This window comes from Limnobaculum zhutongyuii, assembly GCF_004295645.1.
Classification (GTDB): Bacteria; Pseudomonadota; Gammaproteobacteria; order Enterobacterales; family Enterobacteriaceae; genus Limnobaculum; species Limnobaculum zhutongyuii.
Genome location: NZ_CP034752.1, coordinates 389,713 through 409,821, shown reverse-complemented (window position 1 = coordinate 409,821; position 20,109 = coordinate 389,713). Strand labels below are relative to the sequence as shown.

Genomic DNA, 20,109 nt, shown 5'->3' with positions numbered 1-20,109 from the left:
ATTATTCCTGTATAAAAAGGTTATTTACTGCTTCTGTTTTCTACTAATACCGCCAGTAAGATGACGGCGCCTTTCACTATCATTTGGAAGTAAGCAGATACGCCTAACAAGTTGAGCGCATTGCTCAGGAATCCCAGAATCAGAGCACCAATCAATGTACCGGTGATCCGTCCTTTTCCTCCAGCCAGACTGGTTCCCCCCAACACTACCGCAGCAATGGCATCTAACTCATAGCCAAGACCTGCCGTTGGTTGCGCTGAGGATAAACGTCCAACTTCAATAATGCCTGCCAGCGCGGTTAACATACCACACAGCGCATACACTATAATTTTAACCCGATCGACACTAATACCCGACAAACGCGTTGCCGATTCATTACCGCCCAGCGCATAAATATAACGCCCCAGGCGAGTATGATTCAGTAAGTACCAGGCGCCAATAAATACGATAACCATAATCCAAATCGGAGCCGGAACACCCAGCGGACGGCCTACACCGAACCATTCAAAAGCTTCTGCCGAGTCGGTAAAGCCCAGGTTTATCGGGCTGCCTTCCGAGTAAACCAGTGTTGCTCCACGCAGCATTAGCATCATCACCAGCGTGGCAATAAACGCTTGTACTTTGCCTTTGGCTACAATCACACCGGTGATGGTACCAATACCAGCACCCAGCACCAGTGCGCCAGCCAGAGCGACAAAAACGTTTAGCTCAAGACCAACCAATGATGCGGCAACGGCACCGGTTAACGCCAATATTGAACCCACCGACAGGTCAATACCTGAAGTTAAGATCACCAGCGTCATACCCACTGCAATAATGGCGTTTACCGACGTCTGCTGCAAAATATTGAACAGGTTATCGATAGTAAAGAAGTTAGGGCTAAGAAAGGAAACCACAATGATCAAAACGATCAAAGCAATCAGCGATTTCTGTTCAAGCAACCACTCCTTATTGAAGCGACTGGTTGAAGGTGTTTTTGAGGTATTCACTGTGTCTTACTCCTGCGTAACACCGTACTGTTTGCCGACCGCCGCCGCCATCAGTACTTCTTGTGTTGCCTGTTCAATAGGGAATTCGCCGCTGATACGGCCTTCATGCATAACCAGAATACGATCGCTCATGCCGATAACTTCCGGCATTTCAGAAGAGATTAAGATGATGCTTAATCCCTCACGTTTGAACTGGTTAATAAGTTGATAGATCTCTTTCTTGGCACCGACATCCACACCGCGCGTTGGCTCATCCAGAATAAGAACGTTTGGACGCGTCATCAGGCCACGGGCAATAGCAATCTTTTGCTGATTACCACCGGACAGCAGGCCAATGGTCTGCATCATTGATGGCGTTTTTATATTGAATAACTTGATGAAATCACTCACAGCCTGCTGCTCTTCGGCATGCTTTAGCGACCCCCACTGCTTGCTGAAATAGCGTAATGCGGTAAGGGACATGTTCTCTTTAACCGACATGCCCAGAACCAAACCATCACCTTTGCGATCTTCGGAAATATAGACGATGCCATTTTTCAGGCCATCCTGCGGGCTATGAACTTTTATAGCATGACCATCAAGAACCACACTGCCAGAGGTATGAGGCAGCGCACCGTAAATCATTTTCATTAATTCAGTACGACCGGCACCCATCAGGCCGGAAACACCCAGAATCTCACTGCGATAAAGATCGAAGCTGACATCATGGACGCCTTTACCGGAAAGATTTTTCACCTGTAAACGCAAATTGCCGCGAGGCTGATCCAGACGAGGATAAAGATCCTCAAGTCGACGACCCACCATCATTTCAATCAGTCGGTCTTCATCTAAATCGGCTACCGGGCGTTCGCCAATGAAAGCACCATCGCGCAGCACCGTCACATCATCACAAATCTCAAAGATCTCTTTCAGACGATGGGAAATGTACACAATACCGCAGCCCTGGGCCCGCAGCTCATTAATCACATTAAACAGCGAAGCGGTTTCGGTATCCGTCAGTGCATCCGTTGGTTCGTCCATAATGATAACTTTGGATTCAAAGCTCAGCACTTTGGCGATCTCCACCATTTGCTGATCGCCAATAGACAGCTCGCTAACCAGACGGCGACTGCTGTAGTCCACATTCAGGCGACGTAGCAGACGGTCAGCTTCCGCATAGGTTTTCTTCCAGTCGATACGGCCAATGGCATTAACGAATTCCCGACCAAGAAAGATATTTTCAGCAATACTCAGCTGTGGAATCAGGTTTAATTCCTGATGAATAATACCGATTCCCGCCTCCTGAGAGGCTTTAGGACCGCTAAAGGCTACGTCTTTACCAAGGTATTCGATAGTTCCGGCATCTTTAGTGTAAATACCCGTCAGTACTTTCATCAGTGTCGATTTACCGGCACCGTTTTCGCCCAGCAATGCCATGACTTTGCCGGGATAAACGCTAAGGCTGGCACCAGATAACGCCTTCACACCGGGGAAGGATTTATCAATGCCGTTTAGTTTAAGCAGAGGTTGCATAGGAGTACCTCAGAACACAACGCCGGAGCACAAAATAATATTGGCGTAAGGGGAACATTCACCCGTACGGACAATGGCCCGGCTGCTATGGGATAAAGCCTTAAACTGTTCATGGGTAACATACTCCAGCGCAATAACATTGCCCTGACACTGTTCCAGTTGTTTAAGACGGGTCAGCAACTCTTGATGAATATGCTGGTTTTTTTCTTTGATTTCACTGGCAATAATCGCTTTTTCAACCTGCATTTCATCCGTTACGGTATCAAATACCTGCAAGAATGAAGGCACTCCAAGCGTTAGTGCTAAATCAATACGCTCAACGGATGCAGGAATGGGTAAACCCGCATCGCCGATAGTCAGCGTATCGGTATGCCCTAACTGCGAAATCACGGAAGAGAGCATGGAGTTAAGCAGCTTACCTTTTTTCATTTATCCCACCTTCTGTTGAACTGATTTGGCGGTTTTACCGTCATCGAAACGTTTCGTTGTTATCGGGAGTATTAGAAAATTCGTCGGGGAAAGCAAAAGGATTTTGGAAAAATTGTGACCTTCATCGAAACGTTTCGATTTATAGCCAATGCCCACTGTGGCTGAAACGGTTAAGTCTAAATTGCGTTATTTCACCCCAAAGTCAGGGTTACCAGAAGTATAGTTGGATAATTTATGTTCAGGACTTAAAAAAGAGTGGTGGGGTCTATTACAGGGTTTATTACACGAAAGATTCGAAAAAAAGTACCATCCGGCTACGCAGGAGGAGAAGCTTTGCCGGATGGTACAAACGGGTAATCAAGGAGTTATTTTGTTAGCTGTCTTATTATAATTTTCAGGCAGTGAGAGACTCTGCAACCACTATCGGTTTGAGTTGCTCATCGATAACAAACTCAGCGTCTGTTTTTGCCCTAATCTCTTCTACCGATACTTCCGGCGCATGCTCAGTGAGCACCAACTGACCATCTTTGAAGCGAAATACCGCCAGTTCGGTAACTATCATCGATACACAGTTTTCTGCGGTTAGCGGCAATGCACACTGTTTAAGAATTTTCGCTGTACCGTTTTTAGCGTTGTGTTCCATGGCAACAATCACTTTGCGCGCTCCGGTGACTAAGTCCATAGCGCCGCCCATACCGGGTACCATCTTGCCCGGTATCATCCAGTTCGCCAGATTGCCTTTTTGATCGACTTCCAGCCCCCCCAAAACACAGGCGTCCACATGACCACCGCGGATCAGGGCAAAAGAAAAAGAGCTGTCAAACGTCGAGCCTCCGGAAATAATGCCGCACGGTTGCCCTCCCGCATTGGCCAAATCAGGGTCAGGATTTGCTTCATCCACCGGGCAGATACCTAAAAAACCGTTTTCCGATTGCAGAACAATATCCACATCATCAGGCAGATAATGGGCCACCAGCGTGGGTAAACCGATACCCAGATTCACAATGTCACCGTCTTTTAGCTCTTGCGCCACGCGACGGGCAATAAACTCTTTTGGACTCATGACTCATCTCCTTTTATCAGGCCGCTGACTAACATACCGGGCGTCATCACCATATCCGGGTCGAGATCGCCAACGTTAACCAGCTCCTCTACCTCAGCAAACACCTGCTCTGCCGCCAGCGCAATAATCGGATTAAAGTTTCTGGCGGAGCGTCGATAGTAGAGGTTACCCGCGGTATCGCCGCGTTTAGCATGAATAACCGCCAGATCGGCTTTCAACGGCATCTCCAATAGATAGTCACGACCGTCAATGGTCATACGCTGCTTACCCTGCTCCACGACAGTTCCAACCCCGGTTGGCGTCAGAAAACCACCTAATCCGGAACCGCCAGCCCGAATACGCTCCACCAGCGTTCCCTGTGGTACCAGTTCGACCTCCATCTCCCCTGCCATCATTTGACGTCCGGTTTCCGGATTAAGCCCGATATGAGAGGCGATCACTTTCTTCACTCGTCCCGCTTCAATCAGAGGTGCCACACCAATACCCGGTATAGCAGTATCGTTGCCAATCAGCGTTAAGTCTTTCACGCCTGATTCAAATAGCATTTTCATAATGGTTGGCGGGGTACCACTCCCCATAAAGCCACCAAACATTACGCTCATACCATCACGGAAATGGCGGGTAATATCATCCTTGCTCATCACTTTGGATTTCATTGCCCTTTCTCCTTTTATATCCGCTCGACAATGACAGAAACACCCTGCCCGCCACCAACACATAGGGTTGCCAGTCCGAAGGTTTTATCCCGTGCCTGTAACGCATGCAGAAGCGTCACCAGAATACGTGCACCAGAGGCACCAATTGGATGGCCCAGCGCAATAGCGCCACCATTGACGTTGGTTTTTTCGACGTCAAAACACAGCTCTCTGCCAACCGCGATAAACTGTGCGGCAAAAGCCTCATTTGCCTCAATCAGATCAATATCGGAAATACTCAGGCGAGCTTTTTCCAACGCCTTAAGCGTTGCCGGAACCGGCCCCATCCCCATAAACGCGGGATCAACACCACCGGAGCCATAGCCGCGAATACGCGCCATTGGTTTTAAACCGAGCGCTTTTGCTTTTTCAGCGCTCATCACTATCAACGCTGCTGCGCCATCATTGATACCGGAGGCATTACCAGCCGTCACGCTCCCATCCGCTTTAAATGCCGGACGTAATTTCGCTAACGCTTCCGCTGACGCGTCAGCCCGTGGGTATTCATCCTTATCAAACAGAATTTCACTTTTTTTCTGACGGATGGTTACCGGCGTAATTTCTTTACCAAAAGCACCGCTGTTAATTGCAGCAATCGCACGCTGCTGGGAACGCAGGGCGACTTCATCCTGCTCAGCGCGACTGATTTGATAGCGTTCGGCAATATTCTCTGCCGTCATTCCCATATGGTATTGATTAAAGGCACAGCTCAATCCGTCATGTACCACCGTATCGACCAAAGTGCCGTTACCCATGCGATAGCCCCAACGAGCCTTATCTAACAGATAGGGGGCTGCTGACATATTCTCCATACCACCAGCCAGAACAGTTTCGGCATCCCCTGCGGCAATCATTTGCGCCGCCATGATCACGCTCTTCAGGCCTGAACCACAAACCACGTTAATGGTGGTTGCCGGTACTCTTTCAGATATTCCTGCATTTAATGCGGCCTGACGAGCGGGGTTTTGACCAAGGCCGGATTGCAGCACATTGCCCAGAATCACTTCATCAATTTCGTTGGCATCAATACCGACACGTTTAATCACATCTTTTGCCACCAATGTACCCAGTTCAGGTGCCGGAACCGAAGCTAAAGCACCGCCGAAACTGCCAATCGCCGTTCTTGACGCGTTAACAATGACGATATCACTCATAATGCTGCTCCTTTCAGGCCCAGAATCTGACGCGCTTCCGCAGGCGTTGCCGTACCCCGGCCAGCCTCATCCGCCAGACGCACCGCACGGGAAACAAACTCTGCATTAGACTGAGCCAGACGGCCTTTACTGTAATAAACGTTATCTTCCATACCGACTCGTACGTGCCCACCTAAAGCCAGCGTTGCCAGCAGAATCGGCATATGGCCTTTACCAATACCAAATGCTGACCAGTGCGCCTCTGGCGGCAACAGATTTTTCAAATACACCAGATTCTCTACCGTGGCAGCCGTACCGCCTGCAGCACCCAGCACTAATTGATAGTAAGCGGGTGTTTTAATCAGGTTTTTCTTGATGTAATAGAGCGAGTTATAGAACATACCGGCATCAAAAATTTCGATTTCTGGTTTTACTCCACTGTCGATCATCACCTGACCAAGCTGCTCTAAAAATTTAGGATGGTTGATAAACAAACCGCTATGGGCCCAGTTCATTGAACCGCAGTCATAAGAAGCCAGTTCAGGTTTCAGGGCCGCCACATGCATCATTCGGGTTTCATCAGTCGCATTCAGATCGCCTGACGTCGTGAGATTAATCACGATGTCGCATTTCTCACGAATCAGGGCTACGGTTTCGGTGAATTTATCGATATTCATCGTCCCTTTTCCCTGATCATCACGCATATGTAAATGCGCAATTGCAGCGCCCGCCTGCCAACACTCATAAACATCATTGGCAATCTCTTTTGGCGTCAGAGGAATATTCGGATTGTCTTCCTTAGTTGGAAAAGCTCCGGTAGTCGCAACGGTAATAATAGTTTTGTTGTTCATGTTAATTTCCTTCCTGCGCTTCAAGATTCGACTGTGCTGCTGTCGGCTGTTTTTTGCCGTCGATATTAGGGAGAGCAAACATCATGAATCCTGCCAGACAGAAGAACACTGCGCAGATCATAATGCCGGTGACTAAGCCATAGCTTTGAGCAATAAAGCCCATGGCAAATGGTGCGAATGCAGATACGCCGCGGCCAATATTGAAACAGAAGCCAGCGCCAATGGTACGTACTCGGGTTGGGAATAATTCAGGGAAATAGGAGCCCATCAATCCGACGAAAGCGGTAAAGAAGGCGTATACCGGCCCCATAATAAGCAGAGCCATTTCCCCGGTCATACTGACATAAATGGGTAAAGTAATAGCGGTACCGATAAACGACCAGATTAAAGCCGTACGACGGCCGACCTTATCTGCCACTACGCCAAAAACGTTATAGCCAACAAACATGCCAACGTTGAGCACCACGAAGAACAGAGACATGTTCTCCAGACTCAGTCCACGATCCTGAGTTAAAAACAGCGGTAACCAGGTGGTACAGCCCCAGTATCCAATCAGACCAAAGCTGGCAACGATAGTGGCAAGTACGGTATTACGCGCCAGTTCTGGTGAGAAAATCTCTGAAATAGATACGCGTTCGCTCTTATTTTTACGTGACTCTTTTTCCTTCTTCCAGGTTTCTGATTCCGGAACAAAAATAAGGAAATAAACTGCCGCAATGATGGCACCCGCGCCACACAAGAAAAGTGCTCTCCAGCCGTAGCTGGGAATGATCAGATATGACAGGAATGCAGCTAGCCCGGCACCAACCGGAAATGAACTCAGTACGAAAGAGGCCGCACGCCCACGCTGTTTCGCCGGCCAGGTTTCAGATATATAAGCAACGATAATGCTCCATACCCCACCCAGCCCCAGACCAGCCAGAAAACGCAGGACTAATATTTCAAACCACGTGCTGGTAAAAGCAATCGCCGCCGTCAGGATGCTAAATAGCATCAGACTCCAGAACAGCGTTTTACGCCGACCATAGTTGTCCGCACACCAGCCAACAACAATACTACTCAGGCCAATACCCACCATGGTTGAGGTCGCCAGCAATCCGCCATCCGCCTTAGAAATACCCAAGTCGGCAATAATCACCGGCATAGAAACCGCAAGCAGCAATATATCGACTGCATCAAACATGTAACCAAAGAAGCCACCAAACAGTACGTGCCATTTGGTATTTTTCTTGCCCGTTGTGGTACTACTGGAATTCGTCATGATGTCGTCTCCCTATCAGAGGTCGAACATGGCAACCGGCCGGCACCAACCGGCGCTGGCGGCCTTAATCTTCACAGGGAAGCAGGCGATCTTGAAACCAAATGGTGGTAACTGGTCAAGATTGTTCATTTTTTCCATGTGGTAATATTCGCGTTCAATACCGGCAAAGTGACCTTCCCATATCAGCGAGGAATCACCGGTTTTCTCAAACTCTTCGGCAATCAGCGATAAAGGACGGTCCCAACTCCAGGCATCGGTTCCCACTACTTTGATGCCCCGTTCCAACAGATATAACGTTGCCTCACGGCTCATGCCACAACCGGCACTGGTGTATGCCGTTGTTCCCCAGTGCTTCATCGCTCCAGTATGAATCACTACGATATCCAGCGGTTTTAAACTGTAACCAATACGCTCCAGCTCAGCCTCCAGATGAGCTACGGTAATTTTGCCGCCCTCACCAGGAACTTCAGAAAAATCGAGTTTGACGCCGTCAGAAAAACACCATTCCAGAGGGATATGGTCAATCGTTCGGGCTGGCTCACCTTTATTCATCGTTGGATGGTAATGCCATGGCGCATCCAGATGGGTGCCGCTATGAGTGGTTAGCTGCACATATTCAATTGACCAGCCAAGGCCTTCTGGTAAATCTTTGTCTGTTGCCGTCGGAAAAAACTGACGCATATGTTCAGCGCCTTTTTCATGGCCCCAATAATCAATTTTGGTAGGCATTGAAGGCGGATCGCAAGGGGTGCTGTCTTCAATAGTTACGCTAAGATCGATAATTTTCATATGACACACTCACTTTTTATTTATCTAAACGGGTATCCACTGCTTTTCTTTAAATCAGGAATTATTATTTGGTCGTACGTCCAACCTATAGATTATTTAGACAGTCGTCCAACCCATTTTTAAAAGATCGTGAAGTGGATCCTGAAAAATCGTTATCAGGTAAATAAAGGGTTTCTAATGTGTTAAAAAATAGGATGATAGAGAGAGGTAATTAAAGCCTGCCCTGAGAGTCAGAATCTGTGAGCAGGTATAGTTGAAGACGGTAAGCGGATAAAATTAGATGTATTTCTGCTATGCGGCTTTATAATGATCAAACGTTTAGCCAGGAAGCCACTGGTCGCCTCTTTGATGGTATCAAAATACGACATGCAAATATCAACATCAGAAAAAATTCTTAATGCCGCCGAAGAACTCTTCGCCCTGAGTAGCTATGATGCCGTATCTATCCGTCAGATAACTCAAAAAGCCGATGTAAAACTGGCTCTGGCCCACTATCATTTTGGTACTAAAGAAGCGCTGTTTGATGCGGTAATTAAACGCAGAATTGGCCTGTTAAGTGAATCTCGCTTGCAGCTTCTTGATTACTTCAGCAATGAAAATGGCGGCAAACCGCTTTCCATTGAGCAAATTGTTCATGCTTTCGTGACGCCCTACCTGTTCTGGCATTTAAACGGCGGTGCAGGTTGGCGCAGCTATGCACGTATCGTATCAACCCTACTGGGTTACAACCTGTCACTATTGCAGGAGCAATTTGATTCTGGTGCTGCACGCTTTCAACAGGAAATGCGTCGTGCTATGCCTGATGCCGATGAAGCCAGTATTCAGTGGGGCTTTGATTTTATGGTAGGTGTAATGTGTAACACTTTCTCGGAAGTCGATCGTATCGGTGGGTTGTCGCAACAGCTCTGTTCAGTGGAAGACAAAGAACAGGCATGTGAATACTTACTCTCATTCATTGTTGCAGGTTTGGAGCGTTTAGCTGCCAACAATAAACAGAACCTTAACCATAGCCTGTCGGTGCTTAAATCTCTTAATCCACTGGATAATACCGCCGAAAAATAAACCCACCCGAAATCAAGAGGTCAGGTGGGTTTATATTATTACGAACTAAACTTCAGGCCGATAATACCGCCAATAATCAGACACAGGCTGATTATTCTCATTACGCTGGCAGACTCTCCCAACAAAACGATCCCAGTTACCGCGGCGCCAACAGCACCAATACCGGTCCAGACTGCATATGCGGTTCCTACAGGTAGCGTTTTCATTGCATTTGCCAACAGAAAAACGCTGGCAGCCATTGCCACTGCGGTAATAATGCTGGGGGTTAAACGGGTAAATCCGTGGCTATATTTCAAACCAATTGCCCATACGACTTCCAGTAAACCGGCAATAAACAGAATAATCCATGCCATAACAGGTACTCCCCTGATACTTTGGGGTCGTCCCCTGAAATGATGATGCGTGATTGGGTCGTCCCAACCAGCCAATAAGCAGATGCTGCTAACCTTATTTCAGTAAATCCTGAAGTAAAATAGTACAGCTTGGTAATTATACCATGATTTTATTCCTGAACATAAAGAACACCGCACCCAGCAGGCACAAGCCAGCCCAAATATAGTCAGTACGAAAAGGTTCTTTAAGTATGTACATGGAAAAAGGAATAAATACCGTCAGGCTAATCACTTCCTGAATAATCTTTAACTGGCCTGCGCTGGCAACTTCATACCCTATTCGGTTGGCCGGCACTTGCAACAGATATTCAAACAGCGCAATGCCCCAACTGACTAACGCGGCAATCACCCAGGTTTTACTATGAAAATATTTTAAATGCCCATACCAGGCAAAAGTCATGAACACGTTGCTCAGCGTCAACATGCAAACAGTGATAATCAATGATGACATGACGGCTATACCCTGATAACAGAATAACCTGAGAAATTAACTTCAGCTGGCTCCACGTTCAATTGCACTACCAACATGGCGGATATCTTCTCCGAAGCCACGGACAGTATTACTGCTGAAACCACAACCAGTGATAAAAAGATAGCACTAATAGCCTTAAACATGCAGCACTCCTTATCGTCAGAATTGTTTTGGAAGGCAGAACAGATAAGGCCGTAAAACGGCCTTATACTGGCGATTAAGATAATTACTTAACGCGGGATACATATTCACCAGAGCGAGTGTCAACTTTAATCACTTCGCCTAACTGAACAAATAATGGAACTTTAACTACCGCGCCGGTAGATAAGGTTGCTGGTTTACCACCGGTACCTGCTGTATCACCTTTCAGACCCGGATCGGTATCAACGATTTCCAGTTCAACAAAGTTAGGTGGAGTTACGGCGATTGGAGAACCATTCCACAGAGTCAGAATACATTCTGCCTGTTCAACCAACCATTTAGCGTTATCACCAACGGCTTTTGCATCCGCAGCTAATTGCTCAAAGGTTTCGTTGTTCATGAAGTGCCAGAAATCGCCGTCGTTATATAAATAAGTCAGGTTCATATCCATAACGTCAGCACCTTCAGCGCTGTCGGTAGATTTGAAGGTTTTCTCTAATAACTTACCAGAAATCAGTTTACGCAGACGAACACGGGCAAAGGCCTGACCTTTACCTGGTTTCACAAATTCACTTTCAATAACGGCACAAGGTTCGCCGTCTAGCATGATTTTAAGACCCGGACGGAAATCGTTGCTAGAATAAGTCGCCATGATGGTCCTCTTTCTTGATTAATTTAGGTAGCTCAGCTAAAAATGGCGCACATTGTAACCTATAACACCGCAACTAGAGAAGGATGGTTGCAACAGTTATCGGATGTTATTACCGATCCTGAAGAATTATTACGTTATTTATCTCTTGAGAATCACCCTGAACTACGTGCAGGTATCGACGCTCGCCGTCTGTTTGCCTTGCGTGTTCCCCGGTCATTTGCAGCCAGAATGAAAAAAGGCGACGCCACTGACCCATTGTTACGGCAGGTCATTACCCTACAGGATGAGTTTTATGAAACGCCAGGTTACAGTGTAGATCCTTTAGAAGAGCAAAGTGCAGCCGTTCCTGGTTTATTGCATAAATATCATAACCGGGCTCTGCTGTTGGTTAAGGGTGGATGCGCCGTTAACTGCCGGTACTGCTTCCGTCGCCATTTCCCTTATCATGATAATCCTGGCAATAAAGAGAGCTGGAAGAACGCGCTAAATTATCTCAGCCAACATACTGAACTGGACGAACTTATCTTTTCCGGTGGCGATCCGTTGATGGCCAAAGATCATGAACTGGACTGGCTGATAACAGAAGTAGAAAAAATCCCTCATCTGCAACGCTTACGCATTCATTCTCGCCTACCTGTAGTTATCCCGGACAGAATAACCGATGAGTTGTGCCAACGTTTTGCCCGTTCGCGCTTACAAATTGTCCTGGTTACCCATATTAATCATGAGAATGAAATTGATTCTGATGTAAAAAACAGCATGCAAAAATTAAAAAATGTTGGAGTAACCTTATTAAATCAAAGCGTATTACTGAAAGGAATTAACGATAATTGCAACGCGTTGGTTAACCTGAGCAATGCATTATTTAGCTCAGGAATATTACCTTATTATCTCCACGTTTTAGATAAAGTTCAGGGGGCGGCTCATTTTATGGTAGATGATAACCAGGCTCGCCATATTATACGAAAAATGTTGGAAACAACGTCGGGTTATCTGGTTCCTAAACTGACCCGTGAAATTGGTGGGCAACCCAGTAAAACCCCATTGGATTTGAATATAATTCCTTTATAATCAATTAAAAAGCATAGATAAATTCATCTAATACAATTAGATGGCAGATGGATTTTTCTATGCAACATGACAATTAATTACCTATTGAAATAATTTACTTTAATATATTTAAATTTAGTAACCATAGTTACTACCTTATACAGATAAATAAAAAACCACTTTTTTCTAATAAATATAACGCCCTATTCCCCACATAAGTTTTACTTATTTACCATTCGGAAATAAAACCGTACTATAGCCATTGGTTGATGGAATAAATATACATTGGATAGGCTGGGATGAATATCATCAATATTTATGAACCTGAATATGTACGCCGGTTTCAATGTAATGGCGGTGGATGTTTATGTACCTGTTGTATTGGTAAAGAGATCCCACTGGATAAAATCAGTACTCAGGCTTATCTGAAAAGTTCTGATGAAGATATCCGCACCGTAGCCCAGCAAAGTATTCAACTGGCAAAAACCGATCTGGAAAACTGGGGCACCATTCATCTAACCAAAGATAATTACTGCCCGTTTTTTGATAAGGGCCGCTCCTGTACTTACTGTCTGATTGGCCGCAGGGACGATCTCCATACCCGTCCTAAATTCTGCCTTGATTACCCTTATGTGGATATTCGCTGGCAAAATGAGGTGCGTAAAAGTTTGGCTATTGAATGTCCGGAAGCTTGTGGTCAGATCCTGATGAGCCAGACATCTATCTGGTTGGAATCTAAAAAAATGATTTCATCCCGAAGCCAATCGCCTCTCACCGATATCTATCACCGAGTTAACGCCGAATGTATTGCTATTGCGCTGCGCCCGGAACTCTCACTTTCAGAACGGTTATTGGCAATCGGTGAATTAGTATTGCCAATGACTCGGGATGATTACACCAATAAAAAACAGAAAAATCAGGCTATTGAACAGCTGCATTTGCGAGCCGCATCGTTAACTCATGATGATATTAAACTCCGCATGAGTAACATCCCTGATAATAATGTGGCCCGTTGGCAGCTGTTTGCTCAAATTGGGTCGCAGGTAGCGGAATTAGCCAATGTTGAAACTGTGCCAACGATGGCGTCATTCTGGAAAGAAGTTCATCAAGATATTCTGCAGCAGTCGACTGAAAGCGGTGCGCAAAAAATGGCTGCTCTTGAAAATGCCTGGATGCAAACCGTCGCTCCGGTATTCAATGAGTTCCCTCATGTAGTGACTAACTATTTGTTCTATCGTCTTTATCACGATAGCTTCCCTTATCATGCGAAAATGTCTGAGGCCGAGACCTATTATCAACTGATTACTGACTGCTTTATACTGCGTAATCTGCTTGGCTATTGGGCACTGAAATATTCTCAGCTCAGAAAATCAAAGATGATCGACATTGTGAATATTTATCATCGCTGGCGTCGTCAGTATCCGGAAACATTTAAACTGTCGGCCAACAGTCTGAAAGAAAGTGGGCTTTATCATCCGGAAAATATTCTCCAACTGTTGTTGAATCCTGCATGTTAACTATTTGCCTAATCTGCTTTTAAAAACATAAAAAAACCCCGGTATCAACCGGGGTTTTTACTATTCAGACAGGCTGAATGTACAGGGGAATTACATCATTCCGCCCATACCACCCATGCCGCTCATACCACCAGCAGCACCCATGTCTAATTTGTCATCTTTCGGCAGGTCAGTCACCATACATTCAGTGGTGATCATCAGACCAGCGATTGACGCTGCATATTGCAGAGCAGAACGGGTTACTTTGGTTGGATCCAGAATACCCATATCGATCATATCGCCATATTGTTCAGTTGCGGCGTTATAACCGTAGCTGCCATCACCTGCTTTCACGTTGTTTGCCACAACAGATGGTTCTTCACCTGCGTTAGCAACGATTTGACGTAATGGAGCTTCCATTGCGCGTAATGCAACACGAACACCGACGGTTTGATCTTCGTTATCACCCTGCAGATCGGCAATTTTCGCTGCAACACGAATTAATGCTACACCACCACCAGCAACAACGCCTTCTTCTACCGCAGCACGGGTTGCTTGCAGTGCATCTTCCACACGTGCTTTCTTCTCTTTCATTTCGATTTCAGTTGCAGCGCCTACTTTCAGCACAGCAACACCGCCAGCTAATTTAGCGACACGCTCTTGTAATTTTTCACGATCGTAATCAGAAGTCGCTTCTTCGATTTGTTGACGAATTTGCGTTACGCGACCTTTGATAGCGTCTTCTTCACCAACACCATCAATGATGATGGTAGTATCTTTGTTGATAACAACGCGTTTTGCCTGGCCTAAATCTTCCAGAGTGGCTTTTTCCAGCTCTAAACCAATCTCTTCAGAAATGACGGTACCGCCAGTCAGCGTTGCGATGTCCTGCAGCATAGCTTTACGACGATCGCCAAAGCCAGGAGCTTTAACAGCAGCCACTTTCACGATACCACGCATGGTGTTAACGACCAGCGTTGCCAGAGCTTCACCTTCTACATCTTCAGCGATGATAGCCAGTGGTTTACCTGCTTTTGCAACCGCTTCTAATACTGGCAGCATTTCACGGATATTAGAGATTTTCTTATCTACTAACAGAATGAAAGGACTTTCCAGCTCAACAGCACCCGTTTCTGGTTTGTTGATGAAATAAGGTGAAAGGTAACCGCGATCGAACTGCATACCTTCAACAACGTCTAACTCGTCTTCCAGGCCAGTGCCTTCTTCAACGGTAATAACGCCTTCTTTACCTACTTTCTCCATGGCTTCAGCAATCAGCGAACCAACGCTTGAGTCAGAGTTAGCAGAAATAGTACCTACCTGAGCAATCGCTTTAGAATCAGAGCAAGGTACAGACAGTTTCTTCAGCTCTTCTACTGCTGAGATAACCGCTTTATCGATACCGCGCTTCAGGTCCATCGGGTTCATACCCGCAGCAACGGCTTTCAGACCTTCAGTCACAATCGCCTGGGCCAGTACAGTTGCGGTAGTTGTACCGTCACCTGCAGCATCATTGGCCTTGGAAGCAACTTCCTTAACCATTTGTGCACCCATATTTTCGAATTTGTCTTCCAGCTCGATTTCACGCGCTACGGATACACCGTCTTTAGTGATTGTTGGTGCGCCAAATGACTTATCCAGAACTACGTTACGACCTTTAGGTCCCAGAGTCACTTTTACTGCATCGGCCAGAACATTTACGCCGCGTAACATTTTTACACGAGCATCATTACCAAATTTAACGTCTTTAGCTGCCATTTTCAGGTTTCCCTTAACTTTTCAATTCAGTTCAAAAAAAGAGCGCTCTAAATTACGCTTCAACAATCGCCAGAATATCGCTTTCGGACATAATCAGGACTTCATCGTTATCGATTTTTTCTACTTTCACGCCGTAGCCATCGTTAAAAATAACGACATCGCCAACTTTTACATCCAGTGCTTTCACTTCGCCGTTTTCTAAAATACGACCTTTGCCAACAGCCAATACTTCACCACGGGTGGATTTTGCTGCTGCAGAACCAGTCAGCACAATACCGCCAGCTGACTTAGTTTCAACTTCTTTGCGTTTTACAATTACGCGGTCGTGTAGTGGACGAATTTTCATTGATAGCTCTCCTTTGAGAAGGTCCTTACCAGGTTAGGTTTGAGCGGGTACATTTAATTACCAGCCTCGTGAAAGTGATATTGGGGGCATTCACCTCCCCTTCAAGGGGGAAGGTGAAAAAAATTTACATAAGTTGTTTTGCATAAACAATGAACAGCGATCGGTATGATTGTTTAGAGGTCAGGATCTTTTTTGTCACCAATGTGTTTGCTTGTGTCATCTTCTTTACGCTGAAACTCACCTTCAACAGTATATCCGCCCTGACCTGTCGTTGATGAATTACCGGAAGTTGAACGAAACACATGAATAAATGGCATCACTCTCAGCGTCAGTAGCTTCTGAATCGGTGGCAGCAGCAACAGCAACCCTAAGAAGTCGGTGAAAAAACCGGGGATCAGTAATAAGAAGCCTGCAAGCAACAGCGAAACGCTTTTTACCATCTCGCCAGCAGGATTTTCGCCATTAGCCATCTTCTCCTGCATTTGTATTAATGTTTTTAGCCCCTGATGACGGACCAGTGATACGCCTAAACACGATGTCAGGATCACCAGAATTAATGTCAGTGCCACGCCAAAAACAGCAGCAACTTTAATAAAAATTGTGATCTCGATATAAATCAGTAGAAACAATAGAATTAACGGTAGCCAACGCACATAAGCTCCTTAACATTCAGAAATTAAATGATTTTTTGCATAGTAACATACTGAAGCTATATCAAAAACAAGCATAATTAACATTAAGATGACGTTTTGATAACCTATCATTAAAATTAGCAAAAGCAGTTTAATATACTATATATATAGCCTTGATATAGTGCTGACATCTTAAAAAATCAACTCTGACGACAAAAACAACAACTACCTCTTTAGTGTGATTTAAATCACGTTTATGTCATTAATATTTTTTATGATGCCAATAATCTGATCTAGGTTCATACTTTTAATCAAAAGGAGCTTATGATCTCCACACCAAGGGCGCCAACGCTTTTATAATATTGTAATCATTTAGCAACACAGTTTTTCACTATTTATTCATCTTGGTATATTAAAGAAGGTTTACATGTCAAATAACATCCGTATCGAAGAAGACCTGTTAGGAACACGCGAAGTTCCTGCTGAAGCTTACTATGGTGTACATACTCTGCGTGCCATTGAAAACTTTTATATCAGTAACAGCAAAATCAGTGATATCCCAGAGTTTGTTCGTGGCATGGTAATGGTAAAAAAAGCAGCCGCAATGGCTAACAAGGAACTGAAAACCATTCCTCGTTCAATTGCTGATGCCATCATCCAGGCTTGTGATGAAGTTTTGAAAAACGGTAAGTGCATGGATCAATTCCCTGTTGATGTTTATCAGGGTGGCGCAGGTACCTCTGTCAATATGAATACTAACGAGGTTATCGCTAACATTGGTCTGGAAATGATGGGTCATCAAAAAGGGGAATATCAGTATCTGAACCCGAATGACCACGTCAACAAGTGCCAGTCTACCAACGATGCTTATCCTACCGGATTCCGTATCGCGGTTTACTCTTCGTTAATGAAGCTGGTTGAGTCTATTGAAGTACTGCGTGCAGGCTTTGATCGTAAAGCGGTTGAGTTTAAAGAAGTCCTGAAAATGGGCCGTACTCAGTTACAAGACGCTGTACCAATGACTTTAGGCCAAGAGTTCCATGCCTTTAGCGTGTTACTGAAAGAAGAAGTTAGAAACATTACCCGTACTGCTGAGTTACTGCTCGAAGTTAACCTTGGTGCAACAGCTATCGGTACCGGTCTGAATACACCAAAAGAGTACTCTCCTCTGGCGGTGAAGAAGCTGGCTGAAGTTAGCGGCTTCCCATGCGTAGTTGCAGAAGACTTGATTGAAGCAACGTCTGACTGTGGCGCTTACGTTATGGTTCATGGCGCATTAAAACGCCTTGCAGTAAAAATGTCTAAAATCTGTAACGACCTTCGTTTACTCTCTTCTGGCCCACGCGCTGGTTTAAACGAAATCAACTTACCTGAACTGCAAGCTGGCTCTTCTATCATGCCAGCTAAAGTTAACCCGGTTATTCCTGAAGTGGTTAACCAGGTTTGCTTTAAAGTTATCGGTAACGACATTTGCGTAACTATGGCTGCAGAAGCTGGCCAATTACAGTTAAACGTAATGGAACCTGTTATCGGTCAGGCTATGTTTGAGTCAATTCACATTCTGTCTAATGCATGTCACAACCTGGTTGAAAAATGTGTTGATGGTATCACTGCCAATAAAGAAGTGTGTGAAGCCTATGTGTTCGGCTCAATCGGTATCGTTACTTATCTGAACCCATTCATTGGCCACCACAATGGTGACATTGTTGGTAAGATTTGTGCTGAAACCGGCAAAACCGTACGCGAAGTTGTTCTGGAGCGCGGTCTTCTGACCGAAGCAGAACTTGATGATATCTTCTCCATCAAGAACCTGATGCACCCAGAATATAAAGCAAAACGTTACGACGACTAGTTGCGAGAGAACTAAGACTCTGCAATAACCAAACAAAAGGCATGTCATTTGAAAAATAGCATGCCTTTTTAATACTCGTAGGAACTTGTAGTCGTTAACTTTGTGTTATCTATTTTTAATAACACGTATAAAATCAAGGAAATAATATATGTTAGCTGTGCAATTTGTGATTGTCCTGCTGGCCATCTATGTTGGTGCACGACTAGGTGGTATCGCCATCGGTTTTGCCGGTGGACTGGGTGTACTGGTTCTTACTACGGTTTGCCAAATCAACCCTGGTAATATCCCGTTCGACGTTATTCAAATCATCATGTCAGTTATCGCGGCAATCGCAGCAATGCAGGTCGCAGGCGGTATGGACTATCTGGTTAGTTTGGCTGCAAAACTGTTACGTAAACATCCTAAATACATTACGTTTCTGGCACCCATCGTTACCTATGTCATGACAATCTTCGCGGGTACTGGTCACACTGCTTTCTCTACTATGCCAGTTATCGCCGAAGTGGCAAAAGGCCAGGGTATCCGTCCTTCACGTCCATTGTCTATCGCGGTTGTAGCATCACAGATCGCCATCACAGCATCACCAATTTCAGCTGCGGTAGTATTTACTGCCGGTATTCTGGAACCCGTTGGCGTCAGCTACTTAACCCTGTTAGGTATTTGTATTCCAACTACCTTTGTAGCCGTTATGTTGACTGCTATTGTCAGTAACTTCCTGGGCAGCGAGTTAAAAGACGATCCGGTTTATAAAGAGCGTCTGGCTAAAGGCCTGGTTAGCAATACTAAAGTTGCCGACATCGTGATTAAGCCGGGTGCAAAACTTTCTGTTCTGTTATTCCTGCTTGGTATCGTTGCCGTTATGCTGTATGCAACATCGATTAGTAAGTCTGTAGGTCTGATCGAAAACCCTATTTTAGGTCGTGACCATGCAATCGTTGTCTTCATGTTAACTATCGCTACTGCAATCTGTGTTTTCTGTAAGATTGATACTAACGAAATCCTGAATGCGAGTACCTTCAAATCAGGTATGAGTGCTTGTGTCTGCGTACTGGGTGTTGCGTGGTTAGGTGATACCTTCGTTCAAGCTCACATCAACGAAATCAAAGAGTTCTCTGGTAGCCTGCTGCAAGAACACTCCTGGATGTTAGCGATTATTCTGTTCTTTGCTGCTACGCTGCTGTATTCACAAGCCGCAACAGCGAAAGCATTGTTACCAGCAGCTCTGGCTCTTGGCGTAACACCAGTTGGTGTTGTAGCGTCATTCGCCGCTGTTTCTGCTCTGTTTGTTCTGCCAACTTACCCAACTCTGCTGGCAGCCGTTCAGATGGATGATACCGGTTCAACCCGTATCGGTAAGTATGTGTTTAACCATTCATTCCTGGTCCCGGGCGTTATTGCTATTGCCCTGTCAGTTCTGTTTGGCTTTATCGTAGGTAATATGGTTCTGTAATTGCCTTTATAGACCTGAAGTGCTTGCACTTCAGGTCTATTCCTCTCTTTCTCTTCCAGTTACTGACAAACCCCCACTCAACCA

Annotated in this window: 20 protein-coding genes and 1 pseudogene; 5 read left to right on the top strand and 16 right to left on the bottom strand. The window is 45.4% G+C overall.

The features are described from left to right. Window positions 1-20 precede the first annotated feature (20 nt). From rbsC to EKN56_RS01445, 9 genes are all read right to left on the bottom strand, one after another. On the bottom strand, window positions 21-989 hold the full coding sequence (rbsC, locus tag EKN56_RS01485) for a ribose ABC transporter permease (RefSeq protein WP_130590192.1): 969 nt from the start codon (window positions 987-989) through the stop codon (window positions 21-23). 6 nt (window positions 990-995) lie between these two features. After that, window positions 996-2,501, bottom strand: coding sequence for a ribose ABC transporter ATP-binding protein RbsA (gene rbsA, locus EKN56_RS01480; RefSeq protein WP_130590191.1), 1,506 nt, complete (start codon window positions 2,499-2,501; stop codon window positions 996-998). Between the two features lie 9 nt (window positions 2,502-2,510). Then, window positions 2,511-2,930: a D-ribose pyranase gene (rbsD, locus tag EKN56_RS01475; protein WP_130590190.1), complete on the bottom strand. Its 420-nt coding sequence runs from the start codon at window positions 2,928-2,930 to the stop codon at window positions 2,511-2,513. A gap of 394 nt (window positions 2,931-3,324) precedes the next feature. After that, window positions 3,325-3,993, bottom strand: a complete 669-nt coding sequence (locus tag EKN56_RS01470) for a 3-oxoacid CoA-transferase subunit B (RefSeq protein ID WP_130590189.1) — start codon at window positions 3,991-3,993, stop codon at window positions 3,325-3,327. Next, on the bottom strand, window positions 3,990-4,649 hold the full coding sequence (gene atoD, locus EKN56_RS01465) for an acetate CoA-transferase subunit alpha (RefSeq protein WP_130590188.1): 660 nt from the start codon (window positions 4,647-4,649) through the stop codon (window positions 3,990-3,992). Before atoD ends, EKN56_RS01470 begins: the two co-directional genes overlap by 4 nt. Window positions 4,650-4,663: 14 nt before the next feature. After that, a complete protein-coding gene (locus tag EKN56_RS01460; RefSeq protein ID WP_130590187.1) occupies window positions 4,664-5,842 on the bottom strand; it encodes an acetyl-CoA C-acetyltransferase in 1,179 nt (392 codons plus the stop codon). After that, window positions 5,839-6,672, bottom strand: a complete 834-nt coding sequence (locus EKN56_RS01455; RefSeq protein ID WP_130590186.1) for a BKACE family enzyme — start codon at window positions 6,670-6,672, stop codon at window positions 5,839-5,841. Before EKN56_RS01455 ends, EKN56_RS01460 begins: the two co-directional genes overlap by 4 nt. A gap of 1 nt (window position 6,673) precedes the next feature. Further along, the gene (locus EKN56_RS01450) at window positions 6,674-7,933 is read right to left on the bottom strand and encodes an MFS transporter (RefSeq protein ID WP_130590185.1); all 1,260 of its coding nucleotides are present in this window, start codon (window positions 7,931-7,933) and stop codon (window positions 6,674-6,676) included. Window positions 7,934-7,948: 15 nt separating this feature from the next. Further along, window positions 7,949-8,722 (bottom strand): cyclase family protein, encoded by a 774-nt coding sequence (locus EKN56_RS01445; protein ID WP_130590184.1) that lies wholly within the window; start codon window positions 8,720-8,722, stop codon window positions 7,949-7,951. A gap of 306 nt (window positions 8,723-9,028) precedes the next feature. Here EKN56_RS01445 and EKN56_RS01440 point away from each other — a divergent pair, with 306 nt between their 5' ends. Continuing rightward, entirely contained in the window at window positions 9,029-9,784 is a 756-nt protein-coding gene (locus EKN56_RS01440; RefSeq protein ID WP_130590183.1) for a TetR/AcrR family transcriptional regulator, read from the top strand. 38 nt (window positions 9,785-9,822) lie between these two features. Here EKN56_RS01440 and sugE read toward each other — a convergent pair whose 3' ends face one another. The 4 genes and pseudogenes from sugE to efp form a co-directional block, all read right to left on the bottom strand. Further along, the gene (sugE, locus tag EKN56_RS01435; protein WP_130590182.1) at window positions 9,823-10,137 is read right to left on the bottom strand and encodes a quaternary ammonium compound efflux SMR transporter SugE; all 315 of its coding nucleotides are present in this window, start codon (window positions 10,135-10,137) and stop codon (window positions 9,823-9,825) included. 136 nt (window positions 10,138-10,273) lie between these two features. Then, window positions 10,274-10,627, bottom strand: coding sequence for a DMT family protein (locus tag EKN56_RS01430; RefSeq protein ID WP_108901218.1), 354 nt, complete (start codon window positions 10,625-10,627; stop codon window positions 10,274-10,276). Between the two features lie 42 nt (window positions 10,628-10,669). Continuing rightward, window positions 10,670-10,762 (bottom strand): annotated as a pseudogene (locus EKN56_RS01425) (entericidin A/B family lipoprotein); the annotation flags it as partial. A 112-nt stretch (window positions 10,763-10,874) separates the two neighbouring features. Continuing rightward, window positions 10,875-11,441 (bottom strand): elongation factor P, encoded by a 567-nt coding sequence (efp, locus tag EKN56_RS01420; protein ID WP_130590181.1) that lies wholly within the window; start codon window positions 11,439-11,441, stop codon window positions 10,875-10,877. A gap of 42 nt (window positions 11,442-11,483) precedes the next feature. On the opposite strand from efp, the gene epmB reads away from it, so the two are divergent. Together epmB and fliB are read left to right on the top strand one after the other, a co-directional pair. Next, window positions 11,484-12,512, top strand: coding sequence for an EF-P beta-lysylation protein EpmB (gene epmB / locus EKN56_RS01415; RefSeq protein ID WP_130590180.1), 1,029 nt, complete (start codon window positions 11,484-11,486; stop codon window positions 12,510-12,512). Window positions 12,513-12,790: 278 nt separating this feature from the next. Then, entirely contained in the window at window positions 12,791-14,008 is a 1,218-nt protein-coding gene (gene fliB / locus EKN56_RS01410) for a flagellin lysine-N-methylase (protein ID WP_130590179.1), read from the top strand. Between the two features lie 90 nt (window positions 14,009-14,098). Here fliB and groL read toward each other — a convergent pair whose 3' ends face one another. The 3 genes from groL to EKN56_RS01395 all read right to left on the bottom strand — a co-directional run bounded on the left by groL (window position 14,099) and on the right by EKN56_RS01395 (window position 16,744). Further along, window positions 14,099-15,745: a chaperonin GroEL gene (gene groL, locus EKN56_RS01405; RefSeq protein WP_130590178.1), complete on the bottom strand. Its 1,647-nt coding sequence runs from the start codon at window positions 15,743-15,745 to the stop codon at window positions 14,099-14,101. Between the two features lie 52 nt (window positions 15,746-15,797). After that, the gene (locus tag EKN56_RS01400; protein ID WP_108901213.1) at window positions 15,798-16,091 is read right to left on the bottom strand and encodes a co-chaperone GroES; all 294 of its coding nucleotides are present in this window, start codon (window positions 16,089-16,091) and stop codon (window positions 15,798-15,800) included. Window positions 16,092-16,264: 173 nt separating this feature from the next. Beyond that, on the bottom strand, window positions 16,265-16,744 hold the full coding sequence (locus EKN56_RS01395; protein ID WP_130590177.1) for an FxsA family protein: 480 nt from the start codon (window positions 16,742-16,744) through the stop codon (window positions 16,265-16,267). A gap of 406 nt (window positions 16,745-17,150) precedes the next feature. Here EKN56_RS01395 and aspA point away from each other — a divergent pair, with 406 nt between their 5' ends. Further along, a complete protein-coding gene (aspA, locus tag EKN56_RS01390; RefSeq protein ID WP_130590176.1) occupies window positions 17,151-18,575 on the top strand; it encodes an aspartate ammonia-lyase in 1,425 nt (474 codons plus the stop codon). A 148-nt stretch (window positions 18,576-18,723) separates the two neighbouring features. Beyond that, window positions 18,724-20,025 carry an anaerobic C4-dicarboxylate transporter gene (locus tag EKN56_RS01385; RefSeq protein WP_130590175.1) on the top strand — a complete coding sequence of 434 codons (1,302 nt, stop codon included), beginning with the start codon at window positions 18,724-18,726 and terminating at the stop codon, window positions 20,023-20,025. Window positions 20,026-20,109 lie beyond the last annotated feature (84 nt).

What these genes read in the sequence shown, in the direction of transcription:
- rbsA (WP_130590191.1), bottom strand. Translation starts at nt 2,501, where the DNA reads ATGCAACCTCTGCTTAAACTAAACGGCATTGATAAATCCTTCCCCGGT.
- rbsD (WP_130590190.1), bottom strand. Translation starts at nt 2,930, where the DNA reads ATGAAAAAAGGTAAGCTGCTTAACTCCATGCTCTCTTCCGTGATTTCG.
- EKN56_RS01470 (WP_130590189.1), bottom strand. Translation starts at nt 3,993, where the DNA reads ATGAGTCCAAAAGAGTTTATTGCCCGTCGCGTGGCGCAAGAGCTAAAA.
- atoD (WP_130590188.1), bottom strand. Translation starts at nt 4,649, where the DNA reads ATGAAATCCAAAGTGATGAGCAAGGATGATATTACCCGCCATTTCCGT.
- EKN56_RS01460 (WP_130590187.1), bottom strand. Translation starts at nt 5,842, where the DNA reads ATGAGTGATATCGTCATTGTTAACGCGTCAAGAACGGCGATTGGCAGT.
- EKN56_RS01455 (WP_130590186.1), bottom strand. Translation starts at nt 6,672, where the DNA reads ATGAACAACAAAACTATTATTACCGTTGCGACTACCGGAGCTTTTCCA.
- EKN56_RS01450 (WP_130590185.1), bottom strand. Translation starts at nt 7,933, where the DNA reads ATGACGAATTCCAGTAGTACCACAACGGGCAAGAAAAATACCAAATGG.
- EKN56_RS01445 (WP_130590184.1), bottom strand. Translation starts at nt 8,722, where the DNA reads ATGAAAATTATCGATCTTAGCGTAACTATTGAAGACAGCACCCCTTGC.
- EKN56_RS01440 (WP_130590183.1), top strand. Translation starts at nt 9,029, where the DNA reads ATGATCAAACGTTTAGCCAGGAAGCCACTGGTCGCCTCTTTGATGGTA.
- sugE (WP_130590182.1), bottom strand. Translation starts at nt 10,137, where the DNA reads ATGGCATGGATTATTCTGTTTATTGCCGGTTTACTGGAAGTCGTATGG.
- EKN56_RS01430 (WP_108901218.1), bottom strand. Translation starts at nt 10,627, where the DNA reads ATGTCATCATTGATTATCACTGTTTGCATGTTGACGCTGAGCAACGTG.
- efp (WP_130590181.1), bottom strand. Translation starts at nt 11,441, where the DNA reads ATGGCGACTTATTCTAGCAACGATTTCCGTCCGGGTCTTAAAATCATG.
- epmB (WP_130590180.1), top strand. Translation starts at nt 11,484, where the DNA reads ATGGCGCACATTGTAACCTATAACACCGCAACTAGAGAAGGATGGTTG.
- fliB (WP_130590179.1), top strand. Translation starts at nt 12,791, where the DNA reads ATGAATATCATCAATATTTATGAACCTGAATATGTACGCCGGTTTCAA.
- groL (WP_130590178.1), bottom strand. Translation starts at nt 15,745, where the DNA reads ATGGCAGCTAAAGACGTTAAATTTGGTAATGATGCTCGTGTAAAAATG.
- EKN56_RS01400 (WP_108901213.1), bottom strand. Translation starts at nt 16,091, where the DNA reads ATGAAAATTCGTCCACTACACGACCGCGTAATTGTAAAACGCAAAGAA.
- aspA (WP_130590176.1), top strand. Translation starts at nt 17,151, where the DNA reads ATGTCAAATAACATCCGTATCGAAGAAGACCTGTTAGGAACACGCGAA.
- EKN56_RS01385 (WP_130590175.1), top strand. Translation starts at nt 18,724, where the DNA reads ATGTTAGCTGTGCAATTTGTGATTGTCCTGCTGGCCATCTATGTTGGT.